This window comes from Clostridium fungisolvens, from assembly GCF_014193895.1.
In the GTDB taxonomy this organism is placed as follows: domain Bacteria; phylum Bacillota; class Clostridia; order Clostridiales; family Clostridiaceae; genus Clostridium_AR; species Clostridium_AR fungisolvens.
This window is the reverse complement of the sequence record NZ_BLZR01000001.1, coordinates 39801-65435: the sequence shown is the minus strand read 5'-3', so window position 1 is coordinate 65435 and position 25635 is coordinate 39801. Positions and strand designations below refer to the sequence as shown.

At 31.6% G+C, this 25635-nt stretch carries 22 protein-coding genes; all 22 read right to left on the bottom strand.

All coding sequences use genetic code 11. The features are described from left to right. Nucleotides 1-454: 454 nt before the first annotated feature. Nucleotides 455-3277, bottom strand: coding sequence for an excinuclease ABC subunit UvrA (gene uvrA / locus bsdtw1_RS00275; protein WP_183275609.1), 2823 nt, complete (start codon nt 3275-3277; stop codon nt 455-457). Nucleotides 3278-3758: 481 nt separating this feature from the next. Beyond that, complete coding sequence (locus tag bsdtw1_RS00270) at nt 3759-4844, bottom strand: DUF871 domain-containing protein (protein ID WP_183275608.1); 1086 nt, start codon at nt 4842-4844, stop codon at nt 3759-3761. A gap of 65 nt (nt 4845-4909) precedes the next feature. Then, on the bottom strand, nt 4910-6259 hold the full coding sequence (locus bsdtw1_RS00265) for a PTS transporter subunit EIIC (RefSeq protein ID WP_183275607.1): 1350 nt from the start codon (nt 6257-6259) through the stop codon (nt 4910-4912). 26 nt (nt 6260-6285) lie between these two features. Beyond that, nucleotides 6286-7194, bottom strand: a complete 909-nt coding sequence (murQ, locus tag bsdtw1_RS00260) for an N-acetylmuramic acid 6-phosphate etherase (RefSeq protein WP_183275606.1) — start codon at nt 7192-7194, stop codon at nt 6286-6288. A 376-nt stretch (nt 7195-7570) separates the two neighbouring features. Then, nucleotides 7571-8413, bottom strand: a complete 843-nt coding sequence (locus bsdtw1_RS00255; protein WP_183275605.1) for a MurR/RpiR family transcriptional regulator — start codon at nt 8411-8413, stop codon at nt 7571-7573. A gap of 17 nt (nt 8414-8430) precedes the next feature. Then, on the bottom strand, nt 8431-10401 hold the full coding sequence (gene uvrB / locus bsdtw1_RS00250; RefSeq protein ID WP_183275604.1) for an excinuclease ABC subunit UvrB: 1971 nt from the start codon (nt 10399-10401) through the stop codon (nt 8431-8433). A gap of 217 nt (nt 10402-10618) precedes the next feature. Next, nucleotides 10619-11890 carry a PDZ domain-containing protein gene (locus tag bsdtw1_RS00245; protein ID WP_183275603.1) on the bottom strand — a complete coding sequence of 424 codons (1272 nt, stop codon included), beginning with the start codon at nt 11888-11890 and terminating at the stop codon, nt 10619-10621. A 12-nt stretch (nt 11891-11902) separates the two neighbouring features. Further along, nucleotides 11903-13192 carry a S41 family peptidase gene (locus bsdtw1_RS00240; RefSeq protein ID WP_183275602.1) on the bottom strand — a complete coding sequence of 430 codons (1290 nt, stop codon included), beginning with the start codon at nt 13190-13192 and terminating at the stop codon, nt 11903-11905. 80 nt (nt 13193-13272) lie between these two features. After that, entirely contained in the window at nt 13273-14166 is an 894-nt protein-coding gene (ftsX, locus tag bsdtw1_RS00235; protein WP_183275601.1) for a permease-like cell division protein FtsX, read from the bottom strand. Continuing rightward, nucleotides 14156-14842 carry a cell division ATP-binding protein FtsE gene (ftsE, locus tag bsdtw1_RS00230; protein ID WP_183275600.1) on the bottom strand — a complete coding sequence of 229 codons (687 nt, stop codon included), beginning with the start codon at nt 14840-14842 and terminating at the stop codon, nt 14156-14158. Before ftsE ends, ftsX begins: the two co-directional genes overlap by 11 nt. Nucleotides 14843-15297: 455 nt before the next feature. After that, nucleotides 15298-16143, bottom strand: a complete 846-nt coding sequence (locus bsdtw1_RS00225; protein ID WP_183275599.1) for a YitT family protein — start codon at nt 16141-16143, stop codon at nt 15298-15300. A 30-nt stretch (nt 16144-16173) separates the two neighbouring features. Then, on the bottom strand, nt 16174-17028 hold the full coding sequence (locus bsdtw1_RS00220) for a YitT family protein (RefSeq protein WP_183275598.1): 855 nt from the start codon (nt 17026-17028) through the stop codon (nt 16174-16176). A gap of 189 nt (nt 17029-17217) precedes the next feature. Beyond that, nucleotides 17218-18069 (bottom strand): YitT family protein, encoded by an 852-nt coding sequence (locus bsdtw1_RS00215; protein ID WP_183275597.1) that lies wholly within the window; start codon nt 18067-18069, stop codon nt 17218-17220. Between the two features lie 188 nt (nt 18070-18257). After that, nucleotides 18258-19202: a transketolase family protein gene (locus bsdtw1_RS00210; RefSeq protein WP_183275596.1), complete on the bottom strand. Its 945-nt coding sequence runs from the start codon at nt 19200-19202 to the stop codon at nt 18258-18260. After that, on the bottom strand, nt 19202-20026 hold the full coding sequence (locus bsdtw1_RS00205; protein WP_183275595.1) for a transketolase: 825 nt from the start codon (nt 20024-20026) through the stop codon (nt 19202-19204). Before bsdtw1_RS00205 ends, bsdtw1_RS00210 begins: the two co-directional genes overlap by 1 nt. A 633-nt stretch (nt 20027-20659) precedes the next feature. Then, nucleotides 20660-21013 carry a type II toxin-antitoxin system PemK/MazF family toxin gene (locus bsdtw1_RS00200; RefSeq protein ID WP_207752977.1) on the bottom strand — a complete coding sequence of 118 codons (354 nt, stop codon included), beginning with the start codon at nt 21011-21013 and terminating at the stop codon, nt 20660-20662. Between the two features lie 8 nt (nt 21014-21021). Beyond that, a complete protein-coding gene (locus bsdtw1_RS00195; protein ID WP_183275594.1) occupies nt 21022-21261 on the bottom strand; it encodes a hypothetical protein in 240 nt (79 codons plus the stop codon). A 397-nt stretch (nt 21262-21658) separates the two neighbouring features. Then, a complete protein-coding gene (locus bsdtw1_RS00190; protein WP_183275593.1) occupies nt 21659-22273 on the bottom strand; it encodes a germination lipoprotein GerS-related protein in 615 nt (204 codons plus the stop codon). Between the two features lie 58 nt (nt 22274-22331). Then, nucleotides 22332-23834: an NAD(P)H-hydrate dehydratase gene (locus tag bsdtw1_RS00185; protein WP_183275592.1), complete on the bottom strand. Its 1503-nt coding sequence runs from the start codon at nt 23832-23834 to the stop codon at nt 22332-22334. A 4-nt stretch (nt 23835-23838) separates the two neighbouring features. Continuing rightward, nucleotides 23839-24210: a holo-ACP synthase gene (locus tag bsdtw1_RS00180; protein ID WP_183275591.1), complete on the bottom strand. Its 372-nt coding sequence runs from the start codon at nt 24208-24210 to the stop codon at nt 23839-23841. A gap of 216 nt (nt 24211-24426) precedes the next feature. Beyond that, nucleotides 24427-24756, bottom strand: a complete 330-nt coding sequence (locus tag bsdtw1_RS00175) for a DUF6514 family protein (RefSeq protein WP_244638081.1) — start codon at nt 24754-24756, stop codon at nt 24427-24429. A gap of 251 nt (nt 24757-25007) precedes the next feature. Further along, on the bottom strand, nt 25008-25574 hold the full coding sequence (locus bsdtw1_RS00170) for a hypothetical protein (protein ID WP_183275590.1): 567 nt from the start codon (nt 25572-25574) through the stop codon (nt 25008-25010). Nucleotides 25575-25635: the final 61 nt, after the last annotated feature.

Sequence of the window (25635 nt, the reverse complement as noted above, 5' to 3'; positions counted from 1 at the left end):
ATAAGGTTATATCTGTTCATATCAGAGTTTTCATAATTTTTTGTTTTTAATTACATTTCGTAAAGGATTAATCTAAACTCCTTATAGTTATATAATTCCTGTATTTCTATATATTAAACCGCCCATAAAGGAATTAATTCTTTATGGGCGGTTATATTAATATCATAAGGAATGTGACAATATAAAAACTGAAGTTGATTTTGACTGCAGTTAAACTCAAAAGCACCAATTGATCTTACTGTCATTTGAAACATGGATCTGAAGTATGAACACTTTGACGATGAAATATCTCAAAACCCTCGAGGGTCCTGACCTATGAACTTGAATCAAGTATCGATGTTAATCGAGCTTAATCAAGATGATTGATTATCTAACTTGTGCCTAAGATATTGTCTACATTCCTTTTAATATATTAAAGGGTTCAGTATTAATACTGAACCCTTTAGTGTAATAATTATAAGTATTTTTTTAGATATTTACCTGTGTACGAATCTTCATTTTCTGCTATTTTTTCTGGAGTACCAGTACACAATATAGTACCACCTTTGTCTCCGCCTTCTGGACCAAGATCTATTATATGATCTGCACACTTTATCATATCAAGATTATGCTCAATAACAACAACTGTATTACCTGAATCAACAAGTCGTTGAAGTATCTCTATAAGTCTGCTTACATCAGCCACGTGTAGTCCTGTTGTAGGCTCATCTAATATATATAAAGTCTTTCCTGTACTTCTCTTTGAAAGTTCATATGCAAGTTTAATTCTTTGCGCTTCTCCACCAGATAACTGAGTTGATGGCTGACCTAGCCTTACATATCCAAGTCCTACATCGTGAAGCGTCTTAAGTTTGTTATGTATTCTTGGAATATTTTCAAAATAATCAAGAGCTTCTTCAACTGTCATATTTAATACATCGTCTATATTCTTGCCCTTATATTTAACTTCTAGTGTTTCTCTATTATATCTTTTACCCTTACATACTTCACAAGGAACATAAACGTCGGATAAAAATTGCATTTCTATTTTTATGATTCCATCTCCGCTACACGCTTCACATCTTCCACCTTTAACATTGAAGGAAAATCTTCCTTGTTTATACCCTCTCATCTTGGCTTCAGTTGTATTAGAAAACAGTTCTCTTATTATATCAAAAGTACCAGTATAAGTAGCTGGATTCGAACGAGGAGTTCTTCCTATAGGGCTTTGATCTATATCAATTATTTTATCAATGTTTTCATACCCTGTTATTTCTTTATGTTCTCCTGGAATAACTCTAGACTTGTTTACAATTTTATAAAGTCCCTTGTATAGTATTTCATTGACTAATGTACTCTTACCTGATCCAGACACCCCTGTAACCATAGTAAGGGTTCCAAGAGGGAACTTAGCATTTACATTCTTTAGGTTATTTTCTTTAGCCCCTTTAATTGTTATAAAGTTGCCATTACCTTTTCTTCTCTCAGTAGGAATATCAATCTTCTTTCTACCAGTGAGATATTGACCAGTTATAGACTCTTCAGTATTTTCTATAACATCTAGAGGACCTGCAGCAATTATCTGTCCTCCGTGTTCTCCAGCACCAGGACCTATATCAACTATAAAGTCAGCTTCTCTCATAGTATCTTCATCATGTTCAACTACAACAAGAGTATTTCCCAGGTCTCTCAAATGCTTCAATGTTGCTATAAGCCTATCATTATCTCTCTGATGAAGCCCTATACTTGGTTCGTCTAATATATACAACACTCCCATAAGCTGCGAACCTATCTGAGTTGCTAGTCTTATTCTTTGAGATTCTCCACCAGACAAAGTTCCTGAGTTTCTTGCAAGATCCAGGTAATCTAGTCCAACATCAATTAAAAACTTTAGTCTTGAATTTATCTCTTTAACTATTTGCTGGCTTATTATCTTATTTTTCTCTGAAAACTCTATAGAGTTTATAAAATCTAATTCATCCCTAATACTTAATTTAGTGAATTGATTTATATTTTTATCTCCTACAGTAACAGCTAAAGCTTCTGGCTTTAACCTAGCACCTTTACATTTAGGGCAAGGATTATTACTCATATATTGTTCAATGTCAGTTTTTATGATATCTGAACCAGTTTCCATATATCTTCTCTTCAATGAATTTATTTCTCCATCAAAGGCATGCTTATATCTTCCCAAAATTCCTTCTTTAGTATAATCGACTTCTACCTTTTCTCCATTAGTTCCATATAATAATAATTCTACTATATTTCTAGGAAGATCTTTAATAGGAGTATTTAAATCAAATTTATATTTTTTCTCTAAAGCTTTAAGGACAGCATAAGTCCAAGCTCCTTCTGCTAATCTTCCTTCCCCCCATGAAGCTATAGCACCTTCCATAACGCTTAAATCTTTATTAGGTATAACTAAATCTTCATCAATCTCCATTAAGGTTCCTAGACCATCACAGTGATCACACTTTCCAAAAGGTGAATTGAATGAAAATAATCTTGGTGCCAATTCATCTATACTTATGCCACATTCTGCACAAGCAAACTTTTCACTAAAAAGTATATCTCTTTCTCCTAATATATTCACTATTACTAATCCTTCTGCTAGCTTTAACGCAGTCTCCAAAGAATCAGTAAGTCTGCTTTCTATATCTGACTTCACAACTAATCTATCTATTACAGCTTCTATATTATGTTTTTTATTCTTTTCTAAAGTTACTTCATCTTCAGAAAGATCATATATTTCACCATCTATTCTTGCTCTTACATACCCATTCTTTTTTATATTCTCTAGAACTTTCTCATGAGTACCTTTTCTACCTCTAATTATAGGGGCCAATATCTGTATCTTTGTTTTTTCCTCAAAACTCATAACCTTATCCACTATTTGATCTATGCTTTGCTGAGTTATTTCTTTACCACACTTTGGGCAATGTGGTACACCAACTCTAGCATAAAGCAGTCTCAAATAATCATATATCTCAGTAACAGTCCCTACTGTTGATCTGGGGTTTTTACTAGTAGTCTTTTGATCAATAGATATAGCTGGTGATAATCCCTCGATTGACTCAACTTCTGGTTTATTCATTTGACCTAAAAACATTCTAGCGTATGCTGAAAGAGATTCTACATATCGTCTTTGGCCTTCAGCATACAGTGTATCAAAAGCTAATGATGATTTTCCCGATCCTGATAGACCTGTAAATACCACAAGCTTATCTCTTGGAATCTCTAAGGATACGTTTTTTAAATTATGTACTTTTGCACCTTTTATTACTATCTTATCCTTCATATCATTTCTCCTTACTTATATATTGAATCCGATTATTAATTTAAACAGAGCACTTTAACAGTGCGTAAATTTATCTTATGATTATCTATCCATTTATGTCTAAATTGCATGAACTTAAATAATTATCAACACAATCTATCTATAGGTAAACTACTTTATATGCTAAATTAGTCTATCTATATATTCTAGTCAATATTGCTAATGCTATTCTTTTTGAACATAAGTTCGCATGTAACTATTTTAATTCTTTACAATTTATAAGTCAACTTTTAGTTATTAATTTTTACAAACAAAAAAACATAAATTTACCAATAGAAATTCATGATATCATAGAGAGTTTTATTTTTAGTTTCATAATCAATTAGTTTATATTTAAATATAAATTCATATTCCAATTGAGGTTATCTAAACTAATTTATTATAATGAAAAACCTCTAAGGCCAATAATAAGCTTTAGAGGTTAAAATTAATATATTTAAAATCAATTGTTTATAATCTTAAAATAGAAGCTAGTTTCTTCATTTATATAGTCTAAGAGAAATAAATCTTCTTTCAACACCTTTCCAATAACATTAATTCGGTCATCTTTAGGTAGTGCCTTCTTAGTTATCTGAAGTTCTCCCATATACCTCATATAACCTTCATTATCTAAAGTTATGGAACCTTTTTCTCTATTTACGCAATTATCAGCTTTTATAATTTCACTATTTATAAGCAAACTCCTGCTTTCTACTGCTCTAACTACATCTTCTGCGCAATCAGCTCTATTTGTATAACAAGGAAATTTCATATATCTTTCTGTAATATAATCTCTTACAGAAACTACTGCTCTTAATTCAATACCAATATCTTTAATAGATCCTACTGATATTATCTCATCTTTGGTAGGATTCCCATCGCCGAAGAAAATGTCATCTACTCCTAAAGCAATTAAATGCCTGGCACTTGTATATGGAGATAAGTGTCTATGAACTTCAAGTGTAGGAAGCCCTTCATAAATCGGTCCTCTTTTTCCTGATAACGAAGGTATAAATGCTGAAATTCTAATTCCGTATCTTCTTAACAGCTGATTCTTTCTTACAAGTAAAGTTTCAGAAATCCCTGTATTTTTTCTGGGGTAATAGTTATGGCATGCTTGAATATTTTTATAGTTAGGACTATACTTTTCTAACTCATCAAAAAACCTATCTGTAACAGTTGATGCATTTATTTCTACTTTTAGTCCAAAGTTATTCCTACTTAAATTTGCTATAAATTCTTCAGAATATCCAAAATCTAATCTTAAGACGTCTACCCCTAAATCCTTAACTCTTGCTAACTCATCCTCATCTATTTTAAGAAACTTATACGCATTAGGAGATATATCAGCAATTATCTTCATATTTAGATTATGAGCCAATTTTGATACTTCACTAAATTGTCCTAATACGATATCATAGTTCGCTTCTGGTATATGAAAAGACGTAAAGATTCTATCAAAGCCATTTTCTTTAGACAATCTTATATTATGCAGTATGTTATCTAAAGAATACTCCATACCTAAAAATACAGATATTCCTTTTCCCATGATTACTCCCTTTCTTATACATAAAACATTATATATGGATAAACTTCAATGTTAAAATTATTACTCTATTCCTCAACAGGATCATCAAAACCAAGTAAATAGGTAGCTATAAACCCTGCAATATAAGCAACGATTAACCCCACAATAAATAGTATTGGTTTATTAGTTATTGCTGCAAGAGGTATACCTGATAGCCCCATTGATGTTGAACCAACCTTAAATAAAGCTTGTGCTGCACCACCAAAAGCTCCTCCTATGCACGCTCCTATAAAAGGTTTTCCAAGCGGTAAAGTAACTCCATATATAAGGGGTTCTCCAACTCCCATCATTCCTACTGGAAGCGCTGATATTATTGTCTTCTTAAGTCTTTTATTCTTAGTCTTAAAATATACTGCTATTGCAGCACCTACTTGACCTGCACCCGCCATAGCTAGTATAGGAAGTAATATGTTAATACCTGCAGTTTTAAGCAAATCTACATGTATTGGTGTCAACCCTTGATGTAATCCAGTCATAACTAATGGCAAAAATAATCCGCCTAATATGAATCCTGTAATTGCTCCACCACCAGATATAGCTGTTTTAGCAGCATATCCAATTCCATCTGATATCATTCCACCTAAAGGTTGAAGTGCAAATAAAGCAGCAAAGGCTGAAATAAGTATTACTGTAAGAGGAGTCAAAAATAAGTCCAATGTTTCCGGAATAACTTTTCTCAACTTTCTTTCTAACCAGCTTGAGAATGCGACTACTAATAAAACAGCAATTATTCCACCTCTTCCAGGTAGAAGTGCTGTGCCTCCTATGGTAACCTTTGCTAAGTCCGGATGTGATATTATAGCTGCCATAGTACCACCAAGCATAGCTGATCCTCCGAACTCTTTAGCAGCATTGACACCAACAAATAAATTAAGACCATAAAAAACTGCATTACCAGTTATCTTTAGTATTCCACCAATAGTTGTATTGCCATAGTTAGGATCTATCTTTAAGACGATATTTAATATTGCAGTTACAAGTCCACATGCTATAAAAGCCGGTATTAATGGTATAAAAATATTAGATAATTTCTTTAAAAATAATTTAAATGGAGTTGCATTCTTCCTATTTATCTCTTCTTTTAAGGCTTTAGCATCATCTACTTCACCTATACTAATCCCTGTAATTGCTCCAAAAGCTTCAGTGACTTTATTTACTCTACCAGGCCCTAGAATGACTTGAAGCTGTCCTTGTTGTTCTACTACACCTAAAACACCTTCAATCTTTTTAATTTCATCAATTTTGCATAAAGAGGCCTCATTAATTCCTAGTCTGAGTCTTGTCATACAATGAGCAACTGAAGATATATTGTCTTTCCCACCAACATTTATTAGTATTTGCTCAGCAACACTTTTAACATCAATACTATTATTCATAAAACTTACCCCCATTCTCTTTTATATTAAACTTCTAAATTCTTAAGAGCTTTTGCTATATATCCTTTATTACTCTCAAGTACACACTCAGCATCCTTTTTTTGCAATCCTGACATAATCATCAGTATGGATAATTTAACATCATATCCAGTGTGCTCAAGCATAGCTATGACCTCTTCTCTAGCTACCCCTGTAGCCTCTATCAATATCCTTTGTGCTCTCTCTGTCAACTTTTCATTTGTTGATTTAACATCTACCATTAGGTTACTATACACCTTACCATTCTTAACCATAGCTCCAGTAGACAACATATTAAGCACCATTTTTTGAGCTGTCCCTGCCTTCATTCTAGTAGATCCAGTAATCGCTTCTGGTCCTACCACAGGTGCTATTGACACCTTAGCAACTTGTGAGATACTTGAATCTGGATTACATGTTAGTCCTACGGTTATGGCACCAAGCGAGTTAGCATATTCCAGTCCACCTATTACATATGGTGTTCTTCCACTTGCTGCAATACCAACTAAAATGTCTCTTTCGCTAAAGCCTATGTTTTTTAGGTCTTCTACACATAATTCTTTTGAATCTTCTGCTCCCTCCTTTGACTTAAATATTGCTCCATATCCTCCAGCTATTAACCCTTGTACCAGATCTTCTTTTACTCCATAAGTAGGAGGACATTCAGATGCATCTATAATTCCAAGCCTTCCTGAAGTTCCTGCTCCGCAGTAAATTAATCTTCCGCCACATTGTAATGCATTGGATATGTAATCAACAGCAATTGCTATGTTCTCAATTTCTTTTTCTACTGCAAAAGCTACTTTCTTGTCTTCTTCATTAATCATTTTTAACATATCAATAGTAGATACCTTGTCTATATCCAATGTATTTCTATTTCTAGTTTCTGTAATCAAGCTTCCCAAATCTAGACTCATTTCTCACCCTCCCAAAACATTTACCTTATATCTATAATTATACATACAAGAAATTTTGTTTCAATCTTTTCTTCATGTAAACGAAATAATATTTCAATTATTGTTAACTTATCTTTTTTAAACTACTATTTTTGATATTATTCCAATTTATGTATGCACTAATTATTAAAATTAAAAACCCCTTATATCTTCTCAATGTAGAGTTATCTTCCTTTACATGAACTCTTTTAAACTTATGGTATGTTTAATTGTAATGTTGAAATTCATAGGTTTAGCTAGTATTAATATTTTATTTTCTATAAGGTAAAAACAGCGTAATTTTATAAAAGTTTTAAACCTTTTATAAAACTACGCTGTTTCATTTGTATAGATATTACTACTCCTTAAGAGGCTGCACAATCTTTTTAGTTTCTCTTAAATGGTGTTCTGTTAATTCAAAGTTCTCTTTTGCTATACCCAAATATATTATATCTGTTATAAGTAGCTGGGCAAATCTCGAATTGATAGCACCTATTCTTAGCTCACCTTCGTTGTTTGGCAAAAAAATAGATATATGGGATAGAGCTGATAGTGGAGTTTTTCCCCACTTTGTTATAGCAATACATTTAGCTCCATTATCTCTTGCTTTTTTTACTGCAAGATTAACTTCCTTGGTTCTTCCACCATATGATATTGCTATAACAACATCTTTTTCAGTTATATGTACCGAAGTTGCCAACCCTAAATTGCTGTCTAAATTAAATACACATCTGCGGTTTATTCTTAGCAATTTTTGCTGTAGATCCATGGCTACCAGAGCTGACGCTCCAACTCCAAGTAAATATATAGTCTCTGCTTTTTTTATAGAGTTTAGTGCCTCTTCTAAGCTTTTAAAATTAATCAATTTAACAGTATCTTCTAGAGTATTTTGTACTCTTCCTTCTATCTTTTGAACCATCTCTTCTACAGTATCATCATGCTTTAAGATTGTATCAATTTCTTCATCATTGAAGGATTGGAGACTTTTAACAAGTTCAATTTTTAATTCACCAAAACCGTCAAAGCCTAAGCTCCTAGAAAATCTAACTATTGAGGCAGGTGATGTCTTGGTTAACTCTGCCAATTCTTGTGTTGATATATTTATTACATTCTTGCTATTTTCAATTATATAATCTGCTATTTTTTTTTCGGTTTGTGTGAAATACTCATAGTTTTGTCTAATCTTTGTAATGCAGCTCATAAAATCATCACCTAATCTTAAACTTTCTTCTTTAATCCATTTATTAAATCTCTTAACTCTGCTGCTCTCTCGAATTGAAGATTCTTAGCTGCTTCTTTCATTTCTGCTTCATATTTTGCAATAAGTATCTTAGGATCTTCTTGAACTTTATTTTCTTTACTAACTTTATATTCTGTCTTGTCTTCAGCTACCTTTGTAGCTTCAATTACTTCTCTTACATCTTTTATTATAGTTGTTGGTACAACGCCATGCTCTTCATTGTACTTCATTTGTATTTCTCTTCTTCTGTAGGTTTCTTTGATAGCCTTATCCATTGATCTAGTAATATTATCTGCATACATTATTACCTTGCTCTCTGAATTTCTCGCAGCTCTACCTATAGTCTGTATAAGTGATGTTTCAGACCTTAAAAAGCCTTCTTTATCAGCATCCAATATAGCAACTAGCGCAACTTCAGGTATATCTAAACCTTCTCTTAACAAGTTTATACCTACTAGCACATCCACTTCTCCTAGTCTTAAAGATCGTATTGTTTTCATACGCTCTATAGTTTCAACATCAGAATGCATATAAGTTGTGTTTACCCCTAAATCAGTAAGGTATTTTGTAAGGTCTTCTGCCATTCTTTTCGTTAATGTTGTAACTAATACTCTAAATCCATTAGCTATAGTTTTTTGGATTTCAGCATATAAATCATCTATCTGACCTTCTACTGGTTTAACAACAATCTCTGGATCTAAAAGACCTGTAGGTCTTATAATCTGCTCAGCTATATTAGTAGCATGATCAACTTCATACTGTGCAGGAGTTGCAGATACAAAAACAACCTGGTTTATTTTTTGTTCAAATTCATCAAACTGTAAAGGTCTATTATCATAGGCACTAGGCAATCTAAAGCCATATTCGACCAAAGCAGTCTTTCTTGATCTATCTCCGCCATACATAGCTTTTACTTGTGGTAAGGTAACATGACTCTCATCAATAAAAAGCAAGAAATCTTCAGGAAAATAGTCTATTAATGTTTTTGGAGGAGTACCTGCGGCTCTTCCATCCAATATTCTCGAATAGTTTTCTATACCACTGCAATAGCCCATTTCTCTTATCATTTCTATATCAAAATTAGTTCTTTGTCTCAATCTTTGAGCTTCCAGCAATTTATCTTGTGCATTTAATTCTTTAAGCCTTTGTTCAAGTTCATCTTCTATTTGTTTTATAGCCGCATCTATCTTCTCTTTTGAAGTTGCAAAGTGGGACGCTGGAGATATGGATATATGATTTCTTTCTCCAATTATCTTCCCAGTAAGAACATCAAATTCTCTTATTCTATCTATTTCGTCTCCAAAGAACTCTATTCTTATTCCCTTATTTGAGTACGAAGCAGGTATAACATCTAGTGAATCTCCTCTAACTCTAAAAGTTCCTCTGGCAAAATCAATATCATTTCTTTCATACTGAATTTCAATTAGTTTCTTAATTATTTCATCTCTCTCTTTAACCATTCCAGGCCTTAAAGATATGGTTAACTTGGAGTATTCCTCTGGATCTCCTAATCCATATATACATGAAACTGACGCAACTATTATAACATCTCTTCTCTCTAATAATGCTGAAGTAGCAGAATGCCTAAGCTTATCTATTTCATCATTTATAGAAGCATCCTTCTCAATAAATGTATCTGTTTGTGCAACATATGCTTCAGGTTGATAATAATCATAGTAGGATACAAAATATTCAACAATATTATTGGGAAAAAATTCTTTAAACTCTTCGCATAACTGGGCAGCTAAAGTTTTATTGTGAGCTAATATCAAAGTAGGTCTCTGGACTCTATGTATTATATTAGCCATTGTAAAAGTCTTACCTGATCCTGTTACACCAAGAAGTATTTGACCTTTTTCACCATTATTTAATGAATTAACTAAACTATCAATCGCCTGTGGTTGATCTCCCATAGGCTTAAACTTGGATACTATTTCAAATTCTGGCATACTAATACCTCCGTACATACTTTCGTATTCTTATTTTATTCTTTTAATCATTTTAAAGTCAATAGGTAAGAGTTTCTATATCGAAACTTAATTTATACTTGTTCGAAAATCTCGGCTTCTAGAGATTTTCGGGCATGTATAAATTAATAGTTGAGTTAGGAACTCAATAGTTTGAATAAGAAAAAACAAGGTTCTATAAACATAGAACCTTGTAAAGTTATTTATCTTTATTTTTAAGTTTATCCAAAACTTCATTAAAATTTTGTTTATCGTAATTTATCATATCTTTATTGTTGACAACCTTAGGGACCAATATAACTCCAAATCTTTTATTTTCAACTTGATTTATAAGAATATTTTTTATAGATCCCTTTCTATTTTTCAGCTTTACGTCTACACTAACGTAGCTTTCCTTTATTAGCTTGTATGCATGCAATTCATTGATTACTTCTTCTTCATTAATAGCTAATATTTTATCTCCGCTTTTCACACCTGCTATATAAGCTGGCGAGCCTGGAGAAACATCTAAAACTGAAACACCCTCATCATCGCTTATAAACATTGGCTCTTTACTTTGTTCTGCCTTATTCTGAGCCCTCAGCATAAATTCATGAGCTAACGGCATTAATATAAGACCTACTATTTGGAACACAATGTTAAGATTACCAAGTTGTCCAACTGCAATCATGATTAATCCATAAACTAGAATTCCAATCCCAGAGTTTCTTGCCTTTTCTTTCTTATCACTTGCAAAAGTTATCGAAGAATAACCCACCACTCCATAAAAAGGAACCAAGGATATAACAGCTGTTTCCATAATCCTCTTAAAGCTTCCACTTTGTATAAGAGGCCACCAACTCGGATTAGCTATTTCTACTGTACCTGTATCAACAACGCCCTTTATAAGAATTATTAATGCTATAGGAATGGCCCAATGTCTTTTTAGCGCAAATCCTCCAAGGATTCTTCCCTCTTTATTAGTGAATACAGGAATAGCTCCTTTAGCACCATCAAAACTTACCAGTATCCCTTCGACTATATGTAGAACTCCTACAAAAGTAATTAAAGATGCAACATTAATATTTAATGGTGCCACTATACCCATCGAAGAATAAATATAATTTAGTACAATGGCTACAATTCCAAGTATTGCAGCTGAGTATGAAAAGCAAAAAAACCTGGGTTTATAAAACATCAGTAAAAGTGATACTATAAATAAAATATCAATTCCAGAGTTTTTATCAAATACAACACCTAAATAAGTAAGTATTACACTTCCTAAAGCTCCCGCAAGTATCCCTAATACTATCTGTGATAAAGTAAGTTCTAGGGGAGAGTTAAAACTCTCCCCTAATATCATCTTTTGCATAAATGAATTTTTTCTATTTTGCATGTAGAACATTACTGCAAGTAATGTTAATATCAAGGCATATTGGGGGTCCACAATTGCATAAGCTAAAGATCTAAGTGTATATATCGCTAAATCCATGTGGATATCCTCCTATTTCATCTTTTCTTGTAATACCTCAAATGCTTTTTTATATTGAGGATCTTTTGATCTGTCATAAGGTTTTGAAAGTAATTCCTTTGGATATTCAACCTCAATATCAGGCTTAATACCTTTTTTATGGATGTTTTCTCCATTAGGAGTATAGTATTTGGAAATAGTAACCTTTAAAGCTGTTCCTTTTTCTAAAGATGGCATGTATTTCTCCTTGTATGGAGTATCATCACTGAATACAACTTGAACTACACCTTTTCCAAAAGTTGTTGTTCCTATAAGAGTTCCAACTTTATAATCTCTTATTGCACCGGAAGTTATTTCAGATGCACTAGCTGAATTACCATTTACTAGCACTACTAGTGGCATACCTACTGCAATACCACCTTTTGATTCGCTCTTGTTTTCATTCTTATATTTATCTATTGTTGATACTATAGTCTTTCCCTTTGGAATAAAATTTGATACAACATTTACGCACTCATCTAAATATCCACCAGGATTATCCCTTAGGTCAAGTATCAAGCCCTTCATTCCCTTATCTTCAAGTTCTTTAAGCTTTTTATTAAAATCATTAGAAGTCTCTTCTTCAAAGCCAGCTATCTGTATATATCCAGTTTTGGCATCAATCATTTCACCTTTAACTGAATCTATTTTAACTACATCTCTTGTAGCCTTAATATCAAAGGTTCCTCTACCTTCTCGAGATATGGTTAATTTCACTTCTGCTTTTTCAGTCCCTTTCATCATAGAAACAGCCTTATCTAATTCTTTACCAGTTACAGTAGTATCATTAACTTTTAATATAAAGTCTCCTGGTAATATACCTGCCTTCTTTGCTGGTGAATTATCAAACACTGTGGAAACTGCAATTTTATCATCCTTGGCTTCTACTTGTATACCAAGTCCCATGTAATTCCCTTTACTTTGCTCTGAGAAACTCTCATAATCCTTTTTATTCATAAAAACTGTGTATGGATCTTCTAGAGCTTCTGTCATGCCTTTTATAGCTCCCTCAACCAGCTTTTGGTCATCTATTGGACCATCATAGTTTTTATAAAGGATATCTCTTACCTCAAATAAAGATTTGAATTTTGATACATCACTTACTCCTTGAAGTGATGCTGCAACTTCTTTATCTTTTAGTGCAGGTGTGTAACCTCTAAATGCTGCTAAATTGCCAAGATAAAATGATCCTGCATTAGTGGCTATAAGGGCTATTATTATGATAGCTACTATACCTACTCTCTTAGTATAGGTCCTTTTTTTGTCTTTACTGTCATTAACCATATGTATTCACCCTTTCTGAGCAACTGTCTTCCTCTAATTATATTCTTGTCTTAATAATTTATTCTATTCCTATTTTTAAATTATACTACCAAGAACTTCCTTAGTGCAATAATACTTGCAAGAGTTCCAATTAAGGCTCCAGAAAGAACAAACTGCCAGGACATCATTGAAAAAACATATGCAGGATTAATTAAGTTTACTGTAATAAGTTGAGTTGTAATTTTAGCATATATTTCTTTATAGGCAAAGAACAATAGTACGTTAGATAATACAGCACCAACAATACCTATCACTACACCTTCCAATATGAACGGCCATCTAATGAACCAGTCTGTTGCACCAACAAACTTCATTATCCCAACTTCTCTTCTTCTTGAATAAACAGTAAGCTTTATTGTGTTCATTATTAAGAATAAAGATACACCTATTAGAACCACAAATATAACAATACCTACCCATCTTACAGTTTTGGAGAATGCTGCTATCTTATTTATTAAGTCTTGATCATTTCCGATACTTTCTACACCTGTCATACTCTTAACCTGGTTAATTACAGTCTGAGCGTACTCAGGTTTATCTAATTCAACTATATAAGAACTTGGTAAAGGATTAGATTTATCATCATCATAACCAGTAAGTAGATCTGCATTATCTTTAAGCTGCTTCTTAAAGTTGTCTAATGCCTCTTCTTTTGATTCATATGTAACATCTTTTACCCCTTCAGTCGCTCTTAGTTTTACTTCTATATCTCTTTGATCACTTAAATTTATATCCTTTACTAAAAAAACCTTTATTTGAACTTTTGATTCTACACTATTTACTGCATTATTTATATTTAAAGCTGTAAGCATAAAAACTCCAAAAACAAATAATGTTGCTAAAACTGTAGCCATAGATGCTATACTTATAGTCCTATTTCTTCTTAAACTCCTAAATGCGTCAGATATAAAATATTTTATCGTACTAATCTTCATAGATATACCTACCTTTCATTTCATCTCTTGCTATACTACCTCTTTCAATGGCAATAACTCTTTTCTTCATTGCATTTACTATATCCTTAGCATGAGTAGCCATAACTATAGTAGTACCAGCCTTATTTATATCATCTATAAGCTTCATTATTTCTTTTGCAGTTTCAGGATCTAAGTTACCCGTAGGTTCATCGGCTATAAGTACTTGAGGATTATTTACTATAGCTCTTGCTATAGAAACTCTTTGCTGTTCTCCACCTGAAAGTTCATTAGGAAACATCTTATACTTATGTGATAATCCAACTAAAGAAAGTACAAGTGGTACTCTTCTTCTTATTTCTCTTGATGATGCCTCTACAACTCTCATTGCAAAAGCTACATTTTCGTATACATTTAAAGTAGGAATTAATCTGAAGTCTTGAAATACCATTCCGATTTTCCTTCTATAGAAAGGAACTTGTCTTCTTTTGATAGATGCAAGATCTGTTCCATTCATAAAGATATTTCCATCAGTAGGCTCAATTTCTTTTAGTAACATCTTTATAAAAGTTGATTTTCCTGCTCCACTTGGTCCAACAAGGAATACAAATTCTCCTTGTTCTATTTGAACATTAACATCTGATAAAGCTTTTACGTTATTATTATAAACTTTGTTTACATTCTTAAATTCAATCATATAGACAACTCCTTAAAATTGTTTTTTCGACGGTAATTTATCTAATGCTACAAATACACAAAATTATTATAACATAAGTACTAGTGTAGTTGCGGCGGATTTTATGAATTCTTTATTAACTTGCCTTAGGGAATTATAGGAAAGATTGCTGTAACTGAGATATATTCAAAGATTCAGTATAATTATCTTTTCACTCTTTAAAAAATATTTTTAAATTATATTTACTAATTTACTAAAAAAATCGCTGAAGCAACCTTCTTCAGTGAATTTTTTTTACGCATCTGCCTTTCCGAATGCATATGAGGAAAATCTGGCAGGCGAATAAGATTTATTTTTTTACTTTATATCAATAAAAAGCTTGTAAACCCATTGAAATTTCTAGTTTTAGTATGCATAAAATCTTATACCTTATCATACTGTAAAAAAATCGCTAAAGCGGTTTTCTTCACAGTATACTATTCTTCATCTAAATCCCTAAATCCTTCTCCTAAAACTTCTCTTGAATCCGTTACAGTTATAAAAGCATTAGGATCTAAATCTCTGACTTTATTTTTTAACACTATAAATTGCTTTCTATTTACTACAGTGAAAAGCATAGATGTTTTTTCTTTGGTATAAGCTCCTCTTACATCTAAATATGTACATCCTCTCCCTAAGTCATTCATTATAAATTGAGCAACCCTTTCACTAACACCACTTATTATAAATACTGCTTTAGCTATAGTGAATCCTTCAATTACACTATCAACTAATGTTCCAGTTAAATAAACGCTCATGAGACCAAACATACCCTTATCTGCTCCAAAGGCGTATATAGCTAGTAGAGTAACTATAAAATCTGATATTAAAAGTGCCTTACCAATATCAATATGAAAATACTTATTTAGTATTTTCGCTATTATAGATGTCCCTCCCGTAGAAGCATTTTGATTAAATATAATAGCAATGCCCACAGCTTGAATTGCACTTCCAAATACTACTACAAGTATATAATTTTCAGTAAATGGCTTAGGCCCAATAAATGTGTCAAAAAGCCATAGTAGTCCAGATAATGCAAAAGTGGCATAAATACTTTTTGCTCCAAATCCACCTCCTATAAAAATAAAGGCTATTATAAATAAAAATATATTAAATATTATCATAAGCGTGCCAACAGATATTCCAGTGATAGCATTAATAACAATGGCAAGCCCAGATACTCCTCCAGCCGCTATATTATTAGGAAAAAAAAAGTATTCTAATGATATCGTTATCAAAAAAACTCCAATTGTTATATATAAATATTTTTTGAAAGTTTTCATCGTTTGTTCCTCACCAACGCTATATTAGTTTTATGTATTACTTATCTCTTTAAAACCTTCTCCTAATACTTCATGAGCTTCTCCAACAGTTATAAAAGCTTTTGAATCTATACTTTTTATATACTCTCTAAGTTTTATAAATTCAGCTCTTGAAACCACTGTATATATTATAAATGTTTCCTTACCTGTATATCCTCCAACACCCTTTAAGAAGGTGCATCCCCTTCCTAGTCCATTCATTATAAATTGCCCTATTTCTTTATTTTTACTGCTAATTATAGTTAGTTGCTTAGATGTATTAAAGCCTTCTATAACTCTATCTATAGCTATACCATTTAAAATAACTGATAGCAGTGCATATAATCCTGCATTTAAACCAAAGGTAATAGCCGCCAAAAGAGTTACAATAAAATCTACGGAAGACAGCGACTTACCTATATCCACATGAAAAAACTTATTAAGGATCTTAGCAATTATATCTGTACCACCAGTGGAAGCATTTGCATTAAAAACTATAGCCATTCCAATGGCCGACAAAAACGTTCCAAATATTGCAGCTATTATTAAGTCATGTGTAAGTGCTTGAGGATAAAAAAACCTTTCAATAATCCACATTATTAAGGAAAGGCCGAAGGATGCATATATTGTCTTAGCACCAAAATTACCTCCTATAAATATAAATGCAATTATAAATAAAATTATATTCATTATCAGCACAAGAGTCCCAGTAGATGCAAATGGAATATAGTGATTAATTACTATAGCTAAACCTGTTACCCCGCCTGCAGCAAGATTATTTGGTGCATAAAGATATTCTACTGCTATAGCTACCAAAAGGATTCCTATAGTTATAAAAAGATAGTCTTTAAAAACTTTATTTTGCATCACACAATTCCCCCTAATGCTCTAATAGTTATATTATTCGTTTCCCTTAATATATATTTTAAAGTTCTTTTATTAGAATACCCAAGTTATCCATCAAATATATATGGATGTACCACTTTGCATTAAAATTTGTAATTCTACTTTACTCTTATGTATCCATAATCCTATTTTCTCTATAATAAAACTTTTTTATCCATTATGTATATCTTTAAACCCTTGTCCTAAAACTTCATGAGCTTCACTTACGATTACAAATGCATCTTTATCAATAAACTTTATGTATGATCTTAATTTTATCAATTGTGTTCTATCCATTACACAGTATATAACCTCTTTATTAGCATCAGTATATCCACCTTTTCCAGTGAACACTGTGCAGCCTCTATTAATTTCATCTATTATATACTTCTTTATAATTTCACTTTTATTTGTAAAAACAGCAACCGACTTTACTGAATTAAACCCTTCAATTACTTTATCTATTATTATTCCATTTAACATTACACAGACAATAGCATACAAGCCTTTATTAAGTCCAAAAGTTATAGCACATAAAACAACTACAATTGCATCAACCGCCTGCATACATCTTCCCATATCCCAATGAAAAAACTTATTTAATATTTTAGCTAATATATCTGTTCCCCCTGTAGATGCATTTTGGGAAAACACCACTCCAAGTCCAATTCCAAGCAAGCCTGTCCCTATTATTACCGCAAGCATAGGATCTGTAGTTAATGCATGAGGTTTAAAAAACTTTTCAATAATCCACATTGAAACTGAAAGACCAAAAGCAGCATATAAAGTTTTCCCACCAAAACCTCCACCTACTACAAAAAAAGCAATTATAAATAAAACTATATTCATAATTATCATTAATATTCCCATAGGTAAGGTCGGAACATAATAATTTATAACCATAGCAATACCTGTTATTCCTCCACCGGATATATTATTAGGAACATAAAAATATTGCACAGCTATAGAAACTAGTATAAATCCAATCGTAATAACTAAAAATTCTTTTAACTTTTGTTTCAAAACTTATTCCTCCTCATAAACCTATGTTAGATAAACATCCTATTTATATTAGACGCTGTTAAAACACTGTGTTGAAATTAAATACTCAGTAATTTAATAAACAAAAAAAACAGTATAGGATGTCCTATACTGTTATATTACCTGGTTTACACCAAAAACTCTAGTATTTTCTTTTAATTGCTTCTTTTTTAACGCTTTATCTCAACAACGCGTTTAACTGCACTAGCAATATCTTCAGCAGTAAGGCCATATGCTTTTAAAAGCTCATCTGGTTTACCACTTTCTCCGAAAGTATCTTTAACTCCCACTCTTATTACTGGTACCGGGAAGCTTTCGCTTAATACTTCACATACTGCTGATCCTAACCCACCTATTATATTATGTTCCTCAGCAGTTACAATAGCTCCAGTAGATTTTGCTGCATTTACAATAATTTCTTTGTCAATCGGCTTTAAAGTATGAATATTTATTACAGCAACATCTATTCCAAGTGGCTTTAATATCTCTTTAGCTTCAAGTGCCTTTTCTACCATTATTCCTGTTGCAATTATAGTAGCGCTATTTCCTTCTGCTAGTTTTACGCCTTTACCTATCTCGAACTTATATTGTGCATTATCATTTACTGTAGAAACTGCCATTCTACCTAATCTTACATAACATGGACCTACATACTCAGCGATAGCCTTTATAGCAGCCTCTGTTTCAATATCATCAGCTGGGTTAATCACTGTCATATTAGGTATACTTCTCATTAAAGATAAATCCTCTATAGCTTGGTGTGAAGCTCCATCTTCTCCTACAGTTAAACCTGCATGAGTAGCACAAATCTTAACATTTAAGTTTGGATAACAAATAGAGTTTCTTATTTGTTCAAATGCTCTTCCAGCAGCAAACATAGCAAAGGTACTTACAAATGGTACTTTGTTACAAGTTGAAAGACCAGCTGCAACCCCCATCATATTCCCTTCTGCTATTCCCATATTTATAAATCTTTCAGGAAAAACAGCCTTAAAGTCTGCTGTTTTAGTAGATTTTGATAAATCTGCATCTAAAACTACAACTTGATTATTTACTTTTCCTAGTTCTGCTAAAGCCTTTCCATAAGCTTCTCTTGTTGCAACTTTCTTAGCCATTAGTTTTCCCCTCCGATCTCACTTAAAGCTTGTTCGCATTGTTCCTTGCTTGGTGCAGTTCCATGCCATCCAGCTTCATTCTCCATAAATGAAACGCCTTTTCCTTTTACAGTCTTGCATACAATTACTGTAGGCTTTCCTTTAGTGTTTCTAGCTGAATCTATAGCACTTATTATTGCATCTATATCATGTCCATCTATATTAATAACATTCCATCCAAAAGCTAAAAACTTTTCATCTATTGGAGCTGGATTCATTACTTTTTCAATATCTCCATCTATTTGAAGTCCATTATAATCAACAAAAGCTGTTAGATTATCAAGTTTATAATGAGCAGCAGACATAGAAGCCTCCCAAACTTGACCCTCTTCAAGCTCCCCATCTCCTAATAAAGCGTATACTCTGTATTCCTTATTATCTAATTTGCCTGCAAGAGCCATTCCAACAGCTGCCGATATACCTTGTCCCAAAGAACCAGTAGACATATCAACACCTGGAACATCATTCATATTTGGATGTCCTTGAAGCATTGATCCTAGCTTTCTTAAACCTTTTAACTCTTCTACAGGAAAGAACCCTTTTCTCGCAAGTACACTGTATAGTACTGGAGCTGCATGCCCTTTTGATAATACAAACCTATCTCTATCTTCTTTTCTAGGATTTTCAGGGTCTACATTCATCTCTTTAAAATAAAGAGTTGTTAGTATGTCTGCAGCAGAAAGTGATCCACCAGGATGCCCTGATGCTGATTCTGTCAGCATAGTTATAATATCTTTTCTTATAGTCTTAGCAATTTGTCTTAATTCTTCAACTTTATTACTCATATTAACCTCCTATGTCCTGTTCTTCTTAAATCTCTTCTTAAGTCTAATATGCATGAACCAATCTATTTCATTTTCACATTCCTAAATTCTTTCAGCTTAATTAGCAAAAGTTCTAAAAATGCTCATTATGGATGTACCACTTCGTAATTAAATTTATTATTTTTAAATTCTCTCACCAGAAGCCGTGAGAGTTTTAAAAATAGATTGTGGTTCGAAGTGGTACATCTTTAGTTCTAAGCAGTCTAAAAATTCAATTGGCTTATCTAGATACTTTTCTTAAGATTAAGTAATTCATACTAATTATACCATCAATATCTTCAATAATCAGCCAATAGTTATTCTACCACAACTCGCCTCAATTGGGTATACTTATTTAATGTTTTTATACACATTAATGCTATATTTTATTATATGTGCTATACAATTGCTTTTTTACAATGCACTATATAATACATATATAACAATACTCTTTAATATTATTGCTGAAATTAAGATTGGAGACAATCGTATTAATTCTTTACTCAAGCTCATTAAAGCATCGGATGCGTGACCACTTAATTTCACGCACTGTAATTTAACAGTTCCTATATAAAAAAACAAAAATCCCTAGTTTTTTCAAACTAGGGATAACGTTTAATCTAGAGCTAAACTTATTAGCAAAGCTTTATTAACTTTTTTCATATCATCATCAGTCATATGTCCAATCTTCTCTTTTAATCTCTTTTTATCCAAAGTACGTACTTGTTCTAGCAGCACAACAGAATCTCTATTAAGTCCATATTCTTCTGATGATATCTCAACATGTGTAGGTAGCTTAGCTTTATTTATTTGAGAAGTTATAGCTGCTACAATTACAGTTGGACTATATTTATTTCCTATATCATTTTGCACTATTATAACTGGCCTTATGCCGCCTTGCTCTGATCCTACCACAGGACTTAGGTCTGCATAAAATATATCGCCTCTTTTTACACTTATAACCGTCATTACATATATCACACTCCGAATAGCCATGTCTCATATTCAATAGTATCTTGAAGGTCTGATGCAACACCAAGTTCGGCAAGCTCTAGGTTAATACTTGCCATTTCTTCATAGCCTTTTTTCATTAATAAATAAAATGATGATTCTTTTTTATCCTCATTATATGATATTAAATTTGCATCATTTAATTGACTATATTTTTTATATTTTTTTTCTCGTGCACCATTTTCTCTATTCTTTGAATGTGACATGATTCTCCCATCTCCTCAGAGTTATAAAAAGAATAATATATGTATAAGTAAATTATAGCAAATTATGTCACAATGTCAAAGAATTTTCATCCTTAGCTATTCTATTTTTACTTTTTTTTACAATTATTTTACGTATTTGATATTTTCTATTATATTTATATAAATACATAAAATAATTGAAGTTATTATCATTGAACTAGAAATTAAAATTTCAATGTTTTAAAACCCACAACCATATCATATGTACATACTTTGGGAAATTACTTAAATAATATAAGCTGATAAAACTGTATACTATTAATTATTAATTTCCTCAAGTATTTGAGTTCTTATGTTTTCCATCTTCTTTCTCTTTTAAAACTTTATTTAATAATCAGTCATATCTTTATGTTCGCTACTATAGGTCAAATAACTTTTTATCCAATTTATTCGATTTCTTAAAATTACTATATTCTATCCTTCCCCTCTCACTCCCATTCTTATCATATATTAATAATTCTTTAGGGACCTTTGATTCACTATCTATTATAAGCACCTGTTTGTCCATATTTTGATTATTATTTAATATTGAAAACTCAACAATCAGGCATCTTACTCCATTTATGTCCTTATAGTAATATTTAATCTCTTGATCTAACACAATATACTTTCCAATTTCATCTATAAAAGCTAATTTATAAAATTCATCAGAGTTCTTGTCCACTTCATATTGTCTATTAGTATTAGTATCCTTTACATATATCTTGTTTTGCTTGTATAGATATATTCTTCCTTCTTTAAAATCAACTCTTGTCCCTTGTTCCCTGTCATAACATTGGGTAGTTTCATACTTTACTTCACCCCTAGAACTTATAGAAGTGTAAGTTACATCTGCAGTATATGACTTTATCTCTTTGATTTCATCTAATATTTCTTCTGGAGTAATATTATAAAACTTTTGATAAGCAGCAAATATTGAAACTGCTGCTATTATTATAAATAGTAATATTAATAATAGTCGATTTTTTTTCATAAATCCTCCTAAATTATGACTACATTAATACTATTATTAATCTAACAGCAGTTTTATTCTATTTTAATTGCATTTCTTTTATTGCCGAGGGGATATTTTCAATAATATGGCTAGCATTTACACAATACATTGATTTTGATAAACATTCGCCAATATACCCGTGCACATAAGCCGCAACCGCTGTAGCCTCAAGTGTACTAATTCCCTGAGCTATAAAACTGGTTATTATTCCAGTTAAACAGTCACCCATCCCGCCTGATGCCATAGAACTATTTCCTGTTGGATTTATGTAAGTTTTATTTCCATCAGTTATTATTGTATTATAACCTTTTAAAAGCACAACTATCTTGTACTTTTCTGCAATCTCTTTGGCAACTTCTAACCTGTTTTCCTTGATGTAATCCCTTGGATATCCAGTTAGATTTGACATTTCACCTATATGAGGTGTAATTACAATAGAACATTTCTTATCCTTAAGAATATCCGGTTCGTCCCTCAACACATTTATGCCATCGGCATCTATAACAACAGGACAGGTAGCATTATATATAATCTTTTTTAAGAGTTCTAAAGTTGTAGAACTATCTCCCATCCCTGGACCTATAGCTATGCAATCACTCTTTTTGATATGCTTATCTAACTGTTCTTCATCTTCATAACTAGAAGTCATTGCCTCTATAAATTTACATGATAATATTTGTTGTAGGTCCTTAGAAGTACTTAGAGTAACTAAGCCAGCTCCACTTCTTACAGCACTATTAACAGTAATATATGCAGCACCAGAAAAACCCATGGACCCTGCTAACACTAATACTCTTCCATAATCACCTTTATACCCATACTTATCTCTTTGAGGTATATGTTTTTTTACTAGTTCATCAGTAATCATGAAAATATCCTCACTATGTTCATCAATTACTGATTCAGGTATCCCAATGCTTTCAACTACTACTTTTCCAGTATACGTACTGGTTCCCCAGGTTAAGAAACCTTTCTTTAAAAATTCAAAAGTTATAGTTTTATTTGCATTAATACAACTCCCCATTACCTTACCATTATCACAATTCATTCCGGATGGAACATCAATAGAAACTATGTATTCACTATTTTCATTTATAACCGAGATTATATCTATATAAAATTCTGATAGATTTCTTGATAAACCAGTTCCAAATAAGGCATCTATGGTTATATCACTATTTACTAGACACTCTCTCAGCTGAGAACAATCCTCTATATTATTTAAAGGATAGACCTTAATCCCCAATTGTTTTAATATATTGTAATTTATTAAGCAGTCTTCTGATAACTTATCATTTAAATTAACTAAGAATACATCAATATCTTTTCCTAAAACCTTAAGATGTCTTGCTACAGCCAGACCATCTCCGCCATTATTTCCACTTCCACAAACTATTACGAACTTTTTATTCTTATGTAATTCCAAATTTTTTATAATCTTTAATGCTGCATTTTCCATAAGAATAATACTAGGTATACCTATTTTTTCTACGCAATACTTATCTATACTCTTTAATGCAGATGATGAACCTACTCTCATTTAATTATCCCTCCAATACAGCAAATGCAATTGCATCACTTTTGCTATGAGATATACTTATATGAATTGATTTTACCCCCTTTAGCTCTGCAATGATTTTAGCTCTACCATATAAATTGACCTCTGGTTTTCCTATTCCATTCCTTACTATCTCTAAATCTTTTAATTGAAATCCTCTTATTCCTGTGCCTAGTGCTTTGCTAATAGCTTCCTTCGCAGCAAAATTCCCTGCAATAGATTCCATCCTCATACCCTTTTCTCTGAATAAAATCATCTCATTTTCACTATAGACCTTACTCATAAAGGACTTAGTTCTCTCAACAGCTTTTTTTATTCTATCTATCTCAATTATATCGACTCCTGTACCAATAATCATATGCTCACCCCTAAATATATTCAGAACAAGTTCTATAATCATATTTGCTCTATTAATATTTTATATCTTTAAAAAGATATTTCAAAGTTATAGCAGAGATAAATTAGAATTTATCGGAATCGGATCGAAATTGTACATCTTTAATCGCACATTCTGTTTAAAATATGACAAAATATTAAGGAAAGTATATAAACTTTCCTTAAGAAAAAGAATGTATTAATTTGCTATAGATAAACAGCATGTACTGAAATCTCCTAATAACTCATCTACTCTTTCTCCTAGAATGTCAATTAAATGAATTGGTGAGACTTGATTTTCATAAACCAAACTTAATAACTGGTGAACATTATCATATATTGGTGAAATCTTTTCTATGCAGTCTCTTTCTATATTGATCAAATTATTGTTATGATCATAGTCAGTTCTTTCTATTTCAATGCCGTATACTGCGCTATCTCTAAAATCTGTCTTAATTAACCTGTAAGAATAGTTATATTCTTTGTCGTCAAAATTGACTTTTCTCCATAAATTTTCAACAACCATCATAAAATTACCCCCTTAAGCCTTATAAACAAATGTTATAGAACTCATAACATTATCCTAACACTAATTATTTTATTTTTATGTCAAATGATGGTTTGTCAAAAATTTTTTTCTCTTTAAATTATGACAGAATATATAAAGAATATGCTCTTCATTTCCTATAAATGTATTTTATGATATTTATGTTCCAGCGTTATTCATATAAAATATACAAAACTTGACGAAACTCTGTCTTTCTTGTAGATATTTTTTAATTATTTTATTAATTGTTTTAATGGTATATTAATTCCTAAATATCTACACATATCTTCTACTATTAAAAGCGCTGCTATTTTCAAAGGTAAATTATCTATTGACTCATCATCAAGATTTAATGTCTTTTTATAAAATTCCCCTAAGTCTTTTTTATATTTCATTTCCATATAGATTTCATCTAGTATGCTTACAATAACTTCATAGCATACTTGAGCAAAATCCTTTTGTACGCTATCACTATTACCTATTACTGACTTAACAATATAATTTAACTTTTTATTTCCATACTTACTTTCTATTTCAGCTAAAAACCTATCACCTATATACGTTCCTAATAGATCTTCATCAAAAATGGCTATTTCTCCATCTGTATTAAAAAACATTATAAAATCTGCAGCTAAATTCCCTTCTTTCCTTAATTCACTTATCAATCTACTCATCTGACTGCTAAATCCACTAGTATATTTTGCATCCAACAAAAAATAGGATAACTCTCTAGAAGAGGCTACCCTTACAAAATCAGAAAAATTATTATATGTTTTTTTCATAAAATCATTATTTTTCATTGTTTAACCTCCCTTACAATTCAAATAGTATTTTTATCCAAAGGAGATTATTTTATTCAAC